Genomic DNA, 16,422 nt, shown 5'->3' on the forward strand with positions numbered 1-16,422 from the left:
AACACAGAAGTTAAGCTTCTGAGCGCCGATAGTAGTTGGGGGATCGCTCCCTGCGAGGGTAGGACGTTGCCATGCGACTTTAAAGTGTGAATCTACTGGTTCACGCTTTTTTTGTGTTCTAATTTATTTGGCTAAAGGATTTGATTTTTATTAAAAAAGAGATGATAACCTGATTATGTCAATTGAAACAGTTTGGTTATTGCGAGATTGCTTTTAATAGGAGTTTTCGCTATACTTTAGACTAGCTTTTTGTGTCTGTGCCATCTTAGCTCAGCAGGTAGAGCGTTTCCATGGTAAGGAAGAGGTCATCGGTTCAAATCCGATAGATGGCTTAACTATTAAATGGTCCACATAATCGTAAGTTATTGTAGTTGCTAATGTTATTTAACAACCACAACAACTTACGTTTTTTGTTTAATCAATTAATTGGTATTCAATAAAAAAGACGGATATAATCTATGCTAGTAGATTTATTTAAGAGGAAAGTTCAGGTCCGATATAATGCAAACATTGATCCACACTCTCATACAACGTAGATCCGATTTAATTCAGGCACTGTGGCAGCATTTAGGAATTTCAGTAATTGCATTGCTAATTGCGATGGCAATTGCCATTCCATTAGCAATTTGGGTTGAAAAGCATACTCGGTTAGCAACCATCATGTTGCAAATTACCAGTATTTTACAAACAATTCCTTCATTAGCGTTATTGGGATTGTTAATCCCGTTTGTTGGGATTGGAACTGTTCCGGCCATTATTGCACTTGTTGTGTATGCATTGTTGCCAATTTTTCAAAATACATACATTGGAATTCAAGAAATTGACCCATCAATTGAGGAAGCTGCGGATGCTTTTGGCATGTCACGAATGCGTAAATTATTGAAGGTTGAATTGCCAATTGCAATGCCCGTCATTATTTCGGGTGTTAGAACCGCATTAGTGATGATTATTGGAACAGCAACTTTAGCTGCCTTAATTGGTGCTGGCGGACTAGGAACATTTATTTTGTTAGGAATTGATCGAAATAATACCTCATTGGTTCTAATTGGGGCCATTGCTTCCGCAATTCTGGCAATTGGACTAAGCTATTTAATTCACGTGTTGCAAAAAGTAAAAGTCAGATATTCGCTAATCACATTAGCAGTTGTCTTACTAGGATTCATTGGTTACGGCACGTACAAAGTAGTTGATCAGCCTGCCGATCAAATTGTAATTGCCGGTAAACTAGGTTCTGAACCAGATATTTTAATTAATATGTACAAGGAATTAATTGAACAAGACGATAAAAATGTAAAAGTAACCCTTAAACCAGATTTTGGTAAAACCAGTTTTCTATTTAGTGCGTTACGTAATAATCAAATTGATATTTATCCGGAGTTTACAGGAACCGTACTGGAGAGTCTAGTTAAAACTAAAAATGGTGAGACTAGCGGATTAACTAGTCAGCAAACTTATCAGTTAGCAAAAGAGAAGTTGGCCAGTCAGGATCACTTAAAATATTTGAAACCAATGAAATATAATAATACTTATGCGCTTGCAGTGACAAAGAGTTTTGCAAAGCAATATAACGTGCATAAAATTAGTGATTTGAGAGCAATCCAAAGTCAAATTAAGGCAGGAATGACGCTAGAATTCATCGATCGTTCTGACGGGCTTAAAGGACTTAAAAAGTTATATGACTTAACATTTACGCCCCAATCGATGAGTCCTGATTTACGTTATGGTGCATTGCATGATGGTAAGGTCAACTTAGTTGATGCGTACTCGACTGATAGTCAATTACGACAGTACAATCTGGTGACGCTAACCGACGACAAGAATTTATTTCCTGCCTATCAAGGGGCACCTTTGATGAGTGAAAAGTTAGCGAAGAAACACCCAGAAATTGTAACAACACTTAATAAGTTGAGTAATAAGATTAGCGAAAAAGAGATGCAAGAAATGAACTATCAAGTTAATGTGTTGAAACAATCGCCTAAAAAAGTTGCACATAACTACTTAGTTCAACATCATTTATTAAAGTAGGGAGGTGAAGAAATGACTGAATCATTACTTAGGTTTGACCATGTGGGAAAATCATTTGATGGTAAACAAGTAATTAACGATTTTAATCTAGAGGTCCACCAAGGAGAACTTTTAGTGTTGGTTGGTGCTTCTGGATCTGGTAAGACGACAACACTCAAAATGGTCAATCAATTGGAGCAACCAACTGATGGCGATATTTATTACCATGGCAAACAAATCAAGGATTACAATGTGCAAGAATTACGCTGGAATATTGGCTATGTGCTGCAACAAATCGCTCTTTTTCCAACCATGACGGTTGCACAAAATATTCGTATAATTCCAGAAATGAAGAAAATGAAAAAAGAGAAAATTGACACCATTGTGCCGAAACTACTTCAAAGTGTAGATCTGGATCCTAGTAAATATGCACAACGTTTTCCTAGAGAATTGTCTGGTGGAGAGCAGCAGCGTGTTGGTATTTTACGAGCATTAGCTTATAGCCCAGATGTAGTTTTAATGGATGAACCCTTTAGTGCCTTAGATCCAATTTCACGAACTGCCTTGCAAGATTTGGTGTTACAACTTCATGCAAAGTTAAAAAACACAATTTTATTTGTGACACATGATATGGATGAAGCTCTTAAAGTTGGCGATCGGATTGCAATTATGAGTAAGGGGAAGCTGATCCAAGTGGATACGCCAGAACAGATTGCACAACATCCAGTTAATGATTTTGTGGCCAGTTTCTTTGCTTCTGCTCGGGCAAAAAATATTTATGATATTTACCTTGGCCGGATTGGAATGGATGGTTACTATCGCGATCAAGTGGATACAACTGATATTGGGACGTTGGACGAAGAGGCGACTGTACGTGATGGTCTCCATGAGTTAAGTAAACATGGTGCAATTTCGATCAGCAGTCATAGTAATGGCCAGCACAAGGGTTATTTGGACCGAACTGCTATTATTCGCTATTTAAGCGAACATGAACGTGCTTAATCGAAATAATATTTATAATAATTAGTTTATGCTATTGTGGTGTTAACTAGAAAAAACGGAGGGAAAAAGAATGGCTGATTATGATGTGATTGTGGTTGGGGCAGGGCCTGGTGGCATTGCTGCTGCGTATGGTTTACTTGCCAAGGGCGCCAAAGTAGCGATTGTGGAGGAAAATCTATGGGGCGGAACCTGTCCTAATCGTGGCTGTGATCCGAAGAAGATTTTATATTCCAGTGTAGAAGCTATTGAAAACAGTCAGTTTCTACAAAATCGTGGCTTAACTGGTGAACCGAAAGTTGATTGGCCTGCTTTAATGGCGCACAAACGAGAGTACACTAGCAAAATTCCGACTGGGACGAAGCAGGGGTTAGATAGTGCCAAAATCGATACATTTTACGGTCATGCAGAATTTTTGGATGACAATCAACTGCAAGTTGGTGACCAAGTGGTGACAGCTACTGATTACATTATTGCAACTGGCCAGCGCCCAGCAATATTACCGATTGAAGGTAAAGAGTATTTTCAAACTAGTACTGATTTCTTAGATTTGGATGAACTTCCTAAATCAGTGACATTTATCGGTGCCGGGTATGTGGCATTTGAATTGGCGACGATTACGAACGCTGCTGGAAGCGATGTGCATATTATCCATCACAATGATTGGCCCCTGAAGGAATTTGATCAGTCGCTCGTACAAGAATTGGTAACCCAAATGAAGGCAAAAGGAATCAAGTTTGATTTTAATATTGATATCCAGTCCATTCAAAAGAATGGTAACCAATATATTGTTGAGGATGACAAAGATTTTAGCTTACAAACGGATGCTGTTTTTAGTACAGCAGGTCGTATTCCTAACATTGACAGTTTAGGACTTGAGAATGTTGGTGTTGGCACGCTCAAAAAAGGAATTCAAGTCAATCATAGATTGCGCACTGATAATGCCCACATTTATGCTTTGGGTGATGTTGTTGCACGGGTTGGTAATGAGCCTAAGTTGACGCCGGTAGCATCATTTGAAGGTCGTTATTTGGCTAATTTGTTAACTAGTGAGAGTAATCGCCCAATTGAGTATCCTACTATTCCATCTGTAGTTTACGCTACACCTAAGATTGCACGGATAGGTGTTTCTCCAACAATTGGTAAAGGAGACCCGGATGATTATATCGTTAAGGATCTTGATTTAACAAATTGGTTTAGTTACTTTAGAGTTGGTGAAAAAATAGCTAAAACAAGAGTTGTGTTGGATAAGCAAACCCATACGATTGTTGGTGCCCAAGCGTTAAGTTCAACTGCGGACGAGTTAATTAATTATTTAACCACAGTTATTAATAAACAAGAGACGCTGGAGGAAGTAAAAAAAGAAATCTTTGCTTACCCAACGATTGCTAGTGATTTACCGTATCTATTTTAAGCGGTTAAGAATGCGAAAAAGGTAGTACAATTTGAAACTTGAATTGTACTACCTTTTTTTAATTTTAAGTTTAAAAATTGCATAAACCACGAATTAACTGCTCAATTATATTAAAAAACAGTTAGAAAAACCAGTTGAATTTTAAAATATTTCCACAAAATGACATTTATAGAGTGATATGTGTATAATGATAAATCCGATTTCTTTGGACTATTTTATCTCTTGAACATCATTAACTAAGTTGAACAAGAGGTGATAAGTATTTTAGTGAAAAAGAAGTTATAAAAAATGTACTTCATAAAAATTACATCAGTTCATAACACTATCTTCAATAGCTGAAAATTGAAGTTTTTAGTTTTTTGGAATAGCATTAAGTAATGCAAACTATAACTTTTTTAATTAATATTTTTTTGAAAGGAGGTGATTGTCGCAGTAACGAAATTACCAACTCTAGGATCGCACGTTACTTTGTCATTTTTTTGGATCGGTATGTATCATGTTTTGAGTTCGTTAGTTTTATTTTTCGCACTGTTAACATTGTATAATATCGTGAGATTCTCATATTCAAGAATTAAAAAAGAAAATGGAGACTGGACATGAAAACTATAGCCATAGTGCCCGCACACAACGAATCTGAACAAATTAAAGAAACTGTAACAGAATTGAAAAAACAAAATATTGATGAAGTTATAGTTGCATGTGATAATTGTACAGATGACACTGAATTTGAGGCAAACAGTGCAGGTGCGAAAGCCTTCTTAACTATTGAAAATAGCAGTAGAAAGGCAGGGGCACTAAATCAGGCTTTGAATAGATTTGTTGATTTAAAAGAAGATCCAGATTTACTAGTACTAATTTGTGATGCAGACACAATTATTAATGAGGGCTGGGTTGAAAATGCCAGTAGACTTTTAAAAAGAAATAATATAGACGCTGTAGGATCAATTTTCAAAGCTATTGATAGTAATGGTTTTTTAAAGTACTGCCAAAAATTAGAATGGGAGCGCTACTCTCGGGAAGTTCAAATTAAGAAAAAAGTTTTTGTATTAACTGGAACCGCAAGTTTAATCAAGGGTACTGCTCTTCAGAAAGTTTATGATAAATTTGGACACTACTATGATGAAAATTCAATTACTGAGGATTTTACCATGACACTTGATTTAAAAGAAGTTGGTTGTAGGCTAATTTCTCCAGCTAGCTGTGTGGCTAACACGGAAACTATGCCAACTGCGAAATTACTCTTTCTTCAAAGAAGACGCTGGTATTTAGGGGCGTTACAACAAATGAAAAATAGAAAATGGACGTTGACACTAATTCCATATCTTTTTCAACAATTAATGTTAAACGTTTCAGTTTTTTCATTTATGCTTCTTTTATTTTTTTCGTTTTATTTGTTAGCGAGTGGTAATTTTGCCATTAGTCCATTCTGGTCATTAATAGGATTAATATTTGCGGCAGAGAGAACCATCACTGTGTGGGAAAGTGGTTGGAAAGCACGAATTTTTGCTGCGAGCGTAGTTCCTGAGTTGGTGTATGCCTTTCTATTACAAGTTTCTTATATCGGGGCCTGGATTCAAATGGCTTTGGGCTCAACTGGGACTTGGAATCATATTGAAAAGCCAATTTCATCAAAATCAGAACATTTCATCAAATAAATTTACTGTAACGATCTTTTGTGAATTGATTGATAAAAAATAAAATATTTTCAAAGCGTGCTAAGGTGCTTAGTATCATAATTTGTCATTTGTGGGAGAAACAAATGAAAAGAAAATCTATAAAAATTGTACTGCTTAGTTTATTTTTTATCGTTATTTTAACAGTCTGGATTAGTATAACTTTTACTGGCTCAGTAATGAAGTATTCATCAAGGCAACGTATACAAAATGATATTAATTCGGTGACTGTTAAAGCAGATAAAAAAAGAATTGAGCAGGCTGATTTTAATTACGATAATACAAAAGCGTTGTCATCTTCATTATCTTCATACGAAGCTGCTAAAAGCCTAATGGATGATAAAACTTCTGGTGGTTATTTAGCTGCTGGTACAATTAAAATTCCAAATATTGGGGTGAATTTACCAATTGGGCTGGGGCTAAGTAAAAATGTTTTATTAGTAGGGGCTGGAACGATGAAGCGTGAACAAAAAATGGGTGAGGGAAACTATGTTCTGGCTGGACATCATATGAATGATCAGGATGTATTATTTAGCCCGTTAATGCGCATTAAAAAAGGAAATATAATCTATTTGTCTGATACCCAGCAAAAATACCAATATCGAGTTACCAACATTATTCACGTTGATGAACAACAATTGAGTGTCATTGATGACGTACCAGGGGAGAGAATGATTACATTGATAACTTGTGATCGTGCTCATGGGAAAGATTCACGTCTAGTTGTACAAGGAAAGCTGATATAAGCAACTATTTGTGCTGTTTGAGAGTGGTTTGAGTTAAATACTCAAACCATTTTTTAATTAAAATTTGCCAATATCTTGATTAGTAAATAAAAAATGACTCTGCAAAAACATTAAATAATTCTATCAGAAAGTCAAAAGATTATTAATAATAAATAAATCACAAATAATATGATAATCAACGCTTTTAAGATATGAGTATTTTAATTATTTAATTGTAATAAATTGACATTAAATGCCTTTAGCAACTAAAGCAATAATTAAGTATACATAATTAAAATAATTGTCATGATAAAAGGCTTAATTCATATAAAATTCATAAATTAATTACAATTTGATCTAGTGTGCAAAATTGCAAAACCATTCACATACCTTTACGATTAATAATATAAACGATAAGTATTTTATTAACTAAGGCTACAGAAACTGAATGGAGGTCAAATTGAATGAGGATACCAAGGCAAAAATTTAGGTGGCTGGGGGCACTACTTGCGGTGTTTGCACTAGTCACCGTTGATGTTATTAAAGTTGGCAATGCAATTGCAACAGAAGTACAAACAGATGTTGCTAAAGTAGTTAAAGCTGAAATAACTGATCAGACTGGAGCAGCCATTAGCAGTAGTCCAGCTGATGCAGACCAAATTTTGCATTTAGAACTAGATTTAGACACAGCAAAGTTTAATGATACTGGATTTATTAGTCTTGAGTTAACTCCAACCACAGTTTCACTGGCTAATAATGAACAAGAAATTACACCTGAAATTAGTGGTGAGAAACAGGCAGAATTAAAGCTTAAATATGGTTATAACGAAAGCAAAAAAAGTTATGGTCTAAGTTATGACAAGAGTAAGTATAGTACGATACAAAATCAAATTATTAAATTAGATTTCAAGGTACCAGTTACAACAGCTAGCCAAAATATTAATACGGCTGGTGATGAAATTAATTTGAAGATTGGTGGTAACCAAGCTCCTCATTTGATTGGTTCAATGGTGATTAAAGCGGCAAGTGAATCCAGTTCAGAATCGCAAACTAGTTCTGAAAGTCAGAGTAGTGAGGAATCAGCAGTGAAAGAAGAATCTGGGGATGAGGACGGTGAAAGTGATACTACAACCACTGAGAAAATAAATGATGAAGATCGATTGAAAGGGATGCTGACAGAAGATCCATCGGGAAAATTAGGCGAGGCAAAAGAGGCAACAAGAGCTACTATTCAAATGAATACATTTGCCAGTGGTTTCGACATTTATTCAAAGAATGCGCAAAACAGCGAAAACATTCAAGTAGCGACTGGAAAAACGGGAGGCAATGGAACCTATACGGATAAAAATGGTGTACTGACTGAATATTATAGAAGCTATAATTCAGGTGGTAATGCTTCAGTTGTAATGTACACAAACAATAATGATCTAACCAATGAAGAAATCGTTGTTGATTATAATCACGTTGGAACCTATGTTGATAGCAGTGGTGATAGTAGGCAGATGGGAGCAATGCTTAAAGTGACAAGCATTATACCAGGTGTTAAACCTAACTGGAGTATCGATAACCCGTATATTGACTTTTCTAATAATTTCTATTCTGGAATGGTTTATGGACGGATATCACAAATGGATATTACCGTTACGTACTATGATACTGAAACGTTAAATCGATTAGATGTTCAGACCAGTGCCAACGATTATGACAGTTCATTCTTTACTTTTGGCTCATTAAATGGTCATGAAGAGGGAAGAGAAGGGGCAAAATCATACGATAATTTAGAGGCGCTGTTATCAGAAAATACAATTATTGAAGCAACCAAGGATGGCTGGTATGAGGGTGTAGAAAATTACTTTGATGATTATCTGGGATCTGTGGATTTCGAAAATTCGACAGTTGCTTTTAAAATTAAAGGACAAGATCATAAATTTGCGATTCGAAGTGGCTATGGTTTTACTTGGCAATCGTTCATGAGTGCAAGTGTTAGTCCGATTGCGCCGGATGAACCTACCAAAACAGTGACAGAATCAAAAGATCCTGACGGGAAAAATGAATTGGATATACGCACAGCAGGCCAGGGAGATAAAAATTTAAGTAATCCAAAAATTGAAAATCATTCCTATTTTATTTATCAGCCAACTTATGAATTATCAGAAACAACAGTCGCCAAGCCAGATAACATAATTATGGAAGATACGTTACCTCCAGGGGTTACATTGGTCACCGCGGATGCTAGCTCTGTTAAATTATTTAACACCAATGGCGAGGAAATTACAGTGGATGTAGCTGATGACAATCTGGAAATTGGCGTAGATAATGAAGGTCATCAGACAATTAAATACACGTTGAATGATGACCAAATAAAGGCGTTAACATTTAATGGTCAATCTTTCGCCTATCGACTGGATGTAAAAGTTGATCATGCGAGGTATGAAGGAAAACATCATATCATGGAAAATTCAGCCTCTGTAACCTTCGATTCCGGAGAAGGAGCAACCTGGACTAATCCGACAAATAAAGTTGCTACCCAGTTAGTACCTGATGAAGAAGTACCAGAAGTTGATGCTAATTTAATTAAATATGGACAATCAAAAAATAATTTGGATGAATATAATACTCCTTTAGCGGGGGTTAGCTTCAGAATTACTGGTGAAAATATGGATTCAGAAATTTCTACTAAAGAAGATGGGACAATTCAGTTTAATAATTTAATTCCTGGTATTGAATATACACTTAAGGAAATTAAAACTATTGATGGATATATTCCATTTGATGGGGAAATTAAATTCACTGTTGACAAGGATGGAAAGGTCACAATAAAAAGTGGTCCAGCCAACATTAATAATAACAACCAAATTGTAGTTCACAATGAGCTTGTTATGAATGATAAGACTTTCATGAAAATTGATGCTGATGAAACAGATAAGGTGCTGGAAAATGCTGAATTTATTATTCGCAAACCTGGTAACGAATCTCATTATGCTCAATTTGAAGCCAACAAATTTATAGGATGGACAACAGATAAGGACAAGGCCACAAAATTTACATCGGGTGAAGATGGAAAATTTAAAATTGGTGAAATGCCTTATGGGACATATCAGCTGCAAGAAATTAATCCACCAGCTGGTTATGCTAAACCTGAATCATACTTTGGATTTACGATTAACGAAAATTCAGATCAGACAGAAGATATAAGGACGATCCCGAATCATCGGTATGGCTTGCCAGTGACTGGTGGCTTAGGTATCTGGATTTTGATTTCAGCTGGACTGTTAGCAATGGGAACTAGTTGGTATTTATATCACCGTACAAAGAAGCAGACACTTTAAACGTTTGAAAGGGGAACGACACCATGCAAATTAAAAAATTATGGAAACGAGTTGGAACACTGGCTGCAGCAGCAATGCTGATGGCACCATTAGGAGGATCACTAACCAGTGGATCGCAAAACAATGCTAAGGCTGCAGATAATGATGTTAGCATTAAAGTCCACAAGATGATGTCAAATGACACGGATGTAAATAAAATTAACAATACTGGGGATGAACTAGATGCCTCCGATTTAAATGGCAACACGCCCTATGATCCATCAATGTATGGTAATGCTGAATTCACGCTGTACCGGGTTGATGATTGGTTTGACGATGAATATTCATCAAGTGCTGAATTTACAGATGCTCAAGAAGAATACATTAATGCAATGACGAAAGAGAATCCAGCCAATGCGCAATCAGCAGTGGAGCATCAAAATGATTATTTAGACCGTCAGGTAGTCCAGGGTAATATTACAAAAATGGAGACACAAACCACAAAATCTGACGGTACCCTAGACTGGTCGAGTGTTACTAACAATGGCTATTACCTGATAGTGGAATCATCTGTTAGTGCTTCAGTTGATGCCATCAGTGTTCCGATGATGTTCAGATTACCAATGGCAGATAAAGCTGCTGGTAGCACCATTCATCTCTACGCAAAAAACCAAATTTTAGATTTAGATAATGAGGAATCAATTACAGTCAAAAAGATGGGGGTAAATCCAGATGATCCCACTGGTTCGATTAATGGGGTCGAAGACTTAATTGATTTAGCCAACGTGACCTTTAAATTAGAACGCCAAACCGGCGATGGATGGACAACTGTAAGCGACAATTTCATAACTGGTCCAGATGGTAATTTTAGTTTGAAGGGTCTGTTACCCGGTAATACTTATCGATTAACTGAAAATGTCAATCCGCACAATGCCTATGAAGATAAGCAAGTGTCAGTACAATTCAAGCTCGATAGTAAGGGAATTATTACAAGCTTCAAAGCAGACTCCGACTCCGAAAGTGATGCTGCATACACCAATACATCGGGTAAACAACAAATTACGATTCTTAACCGTTTGAAATTAGGTGAAATACCATTTTCTAAAGTTAATGAAAATAGTACAGGAATTTCAGGGGCAGAATTTAAATTACAACATCCTGAAGATGATACTAAGTATGCTCAATTAGATAAAGATGATGATGGTTCAACTTATAAATTTATTGGTTGGACATATAAAGATTCAGCAACAACCATTGAGGGTGGCGAATTCTCAATTACCGGTCTACCACATGACAAATACAAATTGGAAGAAACTAAAGCACCCGATGGTTACACTAAATTATCAAAACCTATTGAGTTTACAATTGATGGAAGTACAGAAGAATTACATGAAATTATGAATGAAAAATATGACCTTCCAATTACTGGTGGAATGGGGATCCTACTATTCATTCTGGCTGGATTGGCATTGATGGGCACCTCGTATTATCTGTACAGACGAAATCAAAAAATTAAATCAAGTAAATAAGTAGTACTTTGATGACACTTACTAAAGTGTCATCGTACATATAAATGACTAGCGGTATAAGGAGGGACCTCTTTGAAAAGTAAATTTAGACAAATACTAATTGTAACTTTATTCGTATTCGGCGTGGGGGTTCTTTGTTATCCATTAGCACAAAATATTTATGCTTGGAACAAGCAAAATGCGGTGGTTAGCGAATATCGTCATTATTTAAGCAAAATGAGTGATCAAAAAAAAGATCAAATTGTTACATGGATGGATAAGTATAATCCTTGGTCTAGTAAGGACAATCAGTCTAAGGAAAAAAAGAAGAAAAATACGTATTCAGTGGAAGAACTGGCTGTTTTGGGAACGATCACTATTCCAAAGATTCGGGTCGATTTACCAATTTATGATGGGACCAGTGATCGACAACTCAAAAAAGGGGTTGGATTACTAAAAGGAACAGATATGATTACCGGAGGTAAGGGAAAACACTCCGTGCTAACAGCTCATCGCGGGTTGCCCGGCGCACGATTATTTACTGACCTACCCAAACTAAAAATTGGTGATAAGTTTTATTTACAAACGCCAGCCAAACTAATGACATACAAAGTTGATCAAATCAAGACGATTAAACCCAACCAGATTAATAGTTTAAAACCAGTTGCTAGTCAGGACTACATGACGTTGATGACATGTACACCATATATGCTTAACACCCACCGATTACTTGTTCGTGGTCACCGTATACCAAATGATCGACAGACGCCGCCAAAAGTTAAGTCGCCAATTTGGGGCTATATACTGGGCTTAATTGCAGTCGCAATGGCATCCTTATTTGCAGCTTATCGTTTCTGGAAGAACTCGCGAGGAGGAACAGGTCAATGAAAAAATACCACCTCAAGCAAGGTTTACTGATCGCGACTTTTATCGTTGGTTTCTTAATGTTAGTGATTGTTGTTTTTAATGGACCGATGTTACAACATGACACTAAACAACGAATTCAAGACGACATCAAACCAAAAATCGTGCAAGCTGATAGTAAAAAAATTGATCAAGCTGATTTTAATTATGATAATACGACGGCGCTTTCTCCGTGGGTAGCTCCATTTGAAGCTGCCAGAAGCGTGGTTGCCAATGAGGACAGAAATGATAGTGATTATTTGGCGGCGGGGACAATTAAAATTCCTGCTGTTTCTCTTAATTTGCCGATTGGACTTGGACTAAGCAAGTCTGTTTTATCAGTGGGGGCGGGGACAATGAAAAGTGAACAACAAATGGGTGTTGGCAACTATGCTCTAGCTGGTCATCATATGAATAATCGCAACGCATTGTTTAGCCCATTGATGCGGGTCAAAAAAGGTAATTTAATCTATCTGTCAGATACACAGCAGACATATCAGTATCGGATCACTAATATTAGACATGTCAACAAGAGTCAATCAAGTGTTGTTGATGACGTTCCAGGTAAAAAAATGGTGACATTGGTGACATGTGATCGAGCTTATGGGACTGATTCGCGATTGATTGTCCAGGGAGAATTAGAGAGCACTGATAGGCTCAATTAGGAGCTTGCGGGTAAATTGAAATGCTACTTGCTTGGATTATTTTCCTTGTGAGTGGCATTTTTTTTGCATAAATTTGGTGATGAAGTAATTACAAATTAATTTGGTTACAGAAACGTGCTCGTAAGACCAGATGTCTAGAACTAAACCCATAATGATAACTAATTAACGCATAGTTCGCATGAATCAATTATCATTATGGGGGCTTTTATCTTACGACATCTTAACGGTCCTATAGTACTCTTTCTTAAGTAAATTCACACTTTATTCACTAAATCTTGGGATAAGTTCATATTTTTACATGCGTTATTTCTCATTTAACACGTAGATATTTCAAATCCGCCCTGTAAAGTAATGAGTAATTTAATTCAGGAAGGGTGGATGATAAATGACAAAACATAAAATTTTGAAAAGTGTTATTTGGGTTGCTAGTAGTCTTGCTACGGTTGCAGTGGTCGCCACAATTTATCAAGCACAACATTATTAGACAAGACGCTTCGTGAACAATTGAGATAAAGATAGAAGGCAGGGAGATAGATGGCATCCAGTCATAAAAGACCATATTTATACGAAGTAGATTTAATGCGCATTATTTTTATTTTCGGTGTGTTGTTAAATCATACAACAACCGCATTTCAGCGCTCGATGGCTGCTGGATCCAACAGCCAAGTTTTTTTACAGGCAACTCATTTAATTTTACATTTTACCCGTATGGGGTTCATGTTTATGACGGGCTTGGTATTAGTACTGAACTACTACAATCGAAAAAATAATTGGTTATCATTTTGGCGCAAACGGTACGTGAGTGTGGGCATTCCGTATCTGGTCTGGAACGGAATTTTTGTGTTAGGAACAATGATAGTCAGTAAAATTGCATTTTCAGGTGTTGATTTTTGGCGAAACTTCGGTCATGCCGTTTTGTACGGCGACAGCTTTTACATGTACTACATCTTGGTGACATTCCAACTGTACTTACTATTTCCAGCTTTAGTAAAACTTTTTAAACACTTTGATAATCATGTTCGTATTTTAGAAATTAGTGCAGTCGTACAATTGGCGCTGCTGTTTTTTCTCAAGTATGCATTACCACATATTGATACAAGTAACTGGTGGTATCTATTCCGAGCCTATGGAGTAAACGTACTTGTTTATCAACTTTATTTTATTTTTGGAGCGTTCGTAGCAATTCACTATCAGCAAGTGGATCAATTTATCAAGCAACATGCAAAATCAATTGGATGGACAACATTAGTGTTAGCTTTAGGCACCGTTGGATTGTATTTCTTTGACATGAATATTCTCCATCTAACTTTAGCTAAGGCATTGGAAATACACCAACCATACATTATGGTTTATGACATTGTCATGATCGTGTTTGTCTTTTGGATTGGCCGGCAATACGCATATTGGCGTGAACATGGGTTGAATTCGATGGTTGATCGCTTCGTTCGCGCAGGAGCAAAAGTTTCATTTGGAATTTATCTAGTGCAGACAATTCCGATAGTGTTATTAACCTGGTTGCTCAGTTTAACGAATTTACCATCATGGGCATATTTAGTGTTATTGCCAATTGGCTACATTGCAGTGGCCGGCATAGCATTTTTGATTTCATGGGGTTGCTACAAAATTTATCCACTATCAATTTTAATTGGTCGTCGCCCAAACAAGAAACGAAAGGAAGTATTGCATTATGACAGAACTTACAAACCAACTAACGAAACAACTAATTAAGGATGAAACCCGTAATTTAATTAAGGATGAAACCATTGATCAATGGTTTACCGGGCAACAATTAAGCCAGGACGTGGGTAGACTACATCAATATTTTTTGAATTTAAAAATTCGACATGGCGATTTAGTGCTTGTTTGTTTGGACAACTCTGCCGTCTATCCGGTCTTGACCCAGTCGCTGTGGGAATTAGGTGCGATTGTTCATCCAGTCGCTGCGACAACTCCCTTGGCACAACTTCAAGCTGAGTTTAGTGAACATGACTACAGTTTATTAATTGCAAAAAATGAGCTGGCCGATCAAATCGTTAATAATGAACAGCTAAAACGTGAAGATATTTGTCTGAATACATTTGCCGATTTACCGATGTTTATTAATAAAGCAATTACTGCAGAGCGTGAATTTAAACCGTTAGTCGAACCTAACGAGGACGACTTAGCATTGATTTTAAATACTTCTGGCACAACTGGTAAGCCCAAACGAGTTGGCTTGTCACATCGACTGTTGATCAATGCTGCCACACACAACATTGCAAGTCATCGAATGGGCCGTGACGACACAGCGATGATTGTGATGCCAATGTTTCATATTAATGCCCAGGTAATGTCTTGCTTGTCAACGAGGTTATCGGGTGGTCGGTTAGTGATTACAGCAAAATTTAGCGCCAGTCACTTTTGGCAACAAGTTAGTGATAATTCGGTTACTTGGGTATCGGTGGTACCAACAATTGTTTCCATATTATTGATTAATGAGAAAGCAACCGTGGCGTATGACCAATTACGAAATAAAATAAATCTTCGATTTGTTCGCTGTTCTTCATTTGCACTACCTGAAAATAAGTTCAGATCCTTTGAAGAGCACTTTGATACCCAAATTTTAGAGGGCTATGGGATGACTGAAACAGCCAGTCAATGCACCTTAAATCCATTTGAAGCACAAAAAATCGGTTCAGCTGGTAAAGCAGTTGGTACCAATGTAGCAATTTTAGTGAACGGACAATTTCAAACTAATGATACGGAAGTTGGTGAAATCGTCGTTAGTGGCGATCATGTAATTTCGGACTATGTGGATTCCCAACCCGAGTCATTTCAAAATGGATGGTTCTTGACCGGAGACTTAGGTTATCTTGATGAAGATGGATATTTATTCGTAAAGGGTCGTAGTAAAGACATGATCAACCGTGGTGGTGAAAAGGTGGCACCGGCGGAAGTTCAAAGTGTTTTGTCACAACTTGATTTTATTGATGAAGTCGCGGTAATTGGAATGCCAGATGATTTATATGGTGAAACAGTAACTGCTGTGGTTAAATTAAAAAATACATTTGCTGATCATGATGAAATTGAATCCCAGTTGAAGGAATATTCTCAGAAAAACTTGGCCCAGTTTGAACAACCAACCTTAGTTTACTTTGTGGCAGATTTTCCGCGAAACCCAACTGGTAAAATCTTACGTGCCCAGCTCAAAGATGAGTTGTTAAGTGTGCCGACAGGTAAATAA

The 16,422-nt window shown here is 36.8% G+C and carries 11 protein-coding genes and 1 tRNA gene; all 12 read left to right on the top strand.

What is annotated here, in order from left to right; all coding sequences use genetic code 11:
• Positions 1 to 259: 259 nt before the first annotated feature.
• Positions 260 to 332, top strand: a tRNA-Thr gene (locus FFM51_RS05715).
• A gap of 169 nt (positions 333 to 501) precedes the next feature.
• Positions 502 to 2,025, top strand: a complete 1,524-nt coding sequence (locus FFM51_RS05720; RefSeq protein ID WP_137597681.1) for an ABC transporter permease/substrate-binding protein — start codon at positions 502 to 504, stop codon at positions 2,023 to 2,025.
• A 12-nt stretch (positions 2,026 to 2,037) separates the two neighbouring features.
• A complete protein-coding gene (locus FFM51_RS05725; RefSeq protein ID WP_137597682.1) occupies positions 2,038 to 3,006 on the top strand; it encodes an ABC transporter ATP-binding protein in 969 nt (322 codons plus the stop codon).
• Positions 3,007 to 3,076: 70 nt separating this feature from the next.
• Positions 3,077 to 4,417 (top strand): dihydrolipoyl dehydrogenase family protein, encoded by a 1,341-nt coding sequence (locus FFM51_RS05730; protein ID WP_137597683.1) that lies wholly within the window; start codon positions 3,077 to 3,079, stop codon positions 4,415 to 4,417.
• A 596-nt stretch (positions 4,418 to 5,013) separates the two neighbouring features.
• The gene (locus FFM51_RS05735; protein ID WP_137597684.1) at positions 5,014 to 6,072 is read left to right on the top strand and encodes a glycosyltransferase family 2 protein; all 1,059 of its coding nucleotides are present in this window, start codon (positions 5,014 to 5,016) and stop codon (positions 6,070 to 6,072) included.
• A gap of 104 nt (positions 6,073 to 6,176) precedes the next feature.
• On the top strand, positions 6,177 to 6,836 hold the full coding sequence (locus FFM51_RS05740) for a class A sortase (RefSeq protein ID WP_137597685.1): 660 nt from the start codon (positions 6,177 to 6,179) through the stop codon (positions 6,834 to 6,836).
• Positions 6,837 to 7,279: 443 nt separating this feature from the next.
• Positions 7,280 to 10,144, top strand: coding sequence for a prealbumin-like fold domain-containing protein (locus FFM51_RS05745; RefSeq protein ID WP_137597686.1), 2,865 nt, complete (start codon positions 7,280 to 7,282; stop codon positions 10,142 to 10,144).
• A gap of 23 nt (positions 10,145 to 10,167) precedes the next feature.
• Positions 10,168 to 11,652 carry a SpaA isopeptide-forming pilin-related protein gene (locus FFM51_RS05750; RefSeq protein WP_137597687.1) on the top strand — a complete coding sequence of 495 codons (1,485 nt, stop codon included), beginning with the start codon at positions 10,168 to 10,170 and terminating at the stop codon, positions 11,650 to 11,652.
• A gap of 72 nt (positions 11,653 to 11,724) precedes the next feature.
• Complete coding sequence (locus tag FFM51_RS05755; protein WP_137597688.1) at positions 11,725 to 12,519, top strand: class C sortase; 795 nt, start codon at positions 11,725 to 11,727, stop codon at positions 12,517 to 12,519.
• On the top strand, positions 12,516 to 13,199 hold the full coding sequence (locus FFM51_RS05760) for a class A sortase (RefSeq protein ID WP_137597689.1): 684 nt from the start codon (positions 12,516 to 12,518) through the stop codon (positions 13,197 to 13,199). The genes FFM51_RS05755 and FFM51_RS05760 overlap by 4 nt, the downstream gene beginning before the upstream one ends.
• A 534-nt stretch (positions 13,200 to 13,733) precedes the next feature.
• Positions 13,734 to 14,927, top strand: coding sequence for an acyltransferase (locus FFM51_RS05765; protein WP_137597690.1), 1,194 nt, complete (start codon positions 13,734 to 13,736; stop codon positions 14,925 to 14,927).
• Positions 14,887 to 16,422, top strand: coding sequence for an AMP-binding protein (locus FFM51_RS05770; protein WP_137597691.1), 1,536 nt, complete (start codon positions 14,887 to 14,889; stop codon positions 16,420 to 16,422). Before FFM51_RS05765 ends, FFM51_RS05770 begins: the two co-directional genes overlap by 41 nt.

Source organism: Paucilactobacillus kaifaensis, from assembly GCF_005405145.1.
Classification (GTDB): Bacteria; Bacillota; Bacilli; order Lactobacillales; family Lactobacillaceae; genus Paucilactobacillus; species Paucilactobacillus kaifaensis.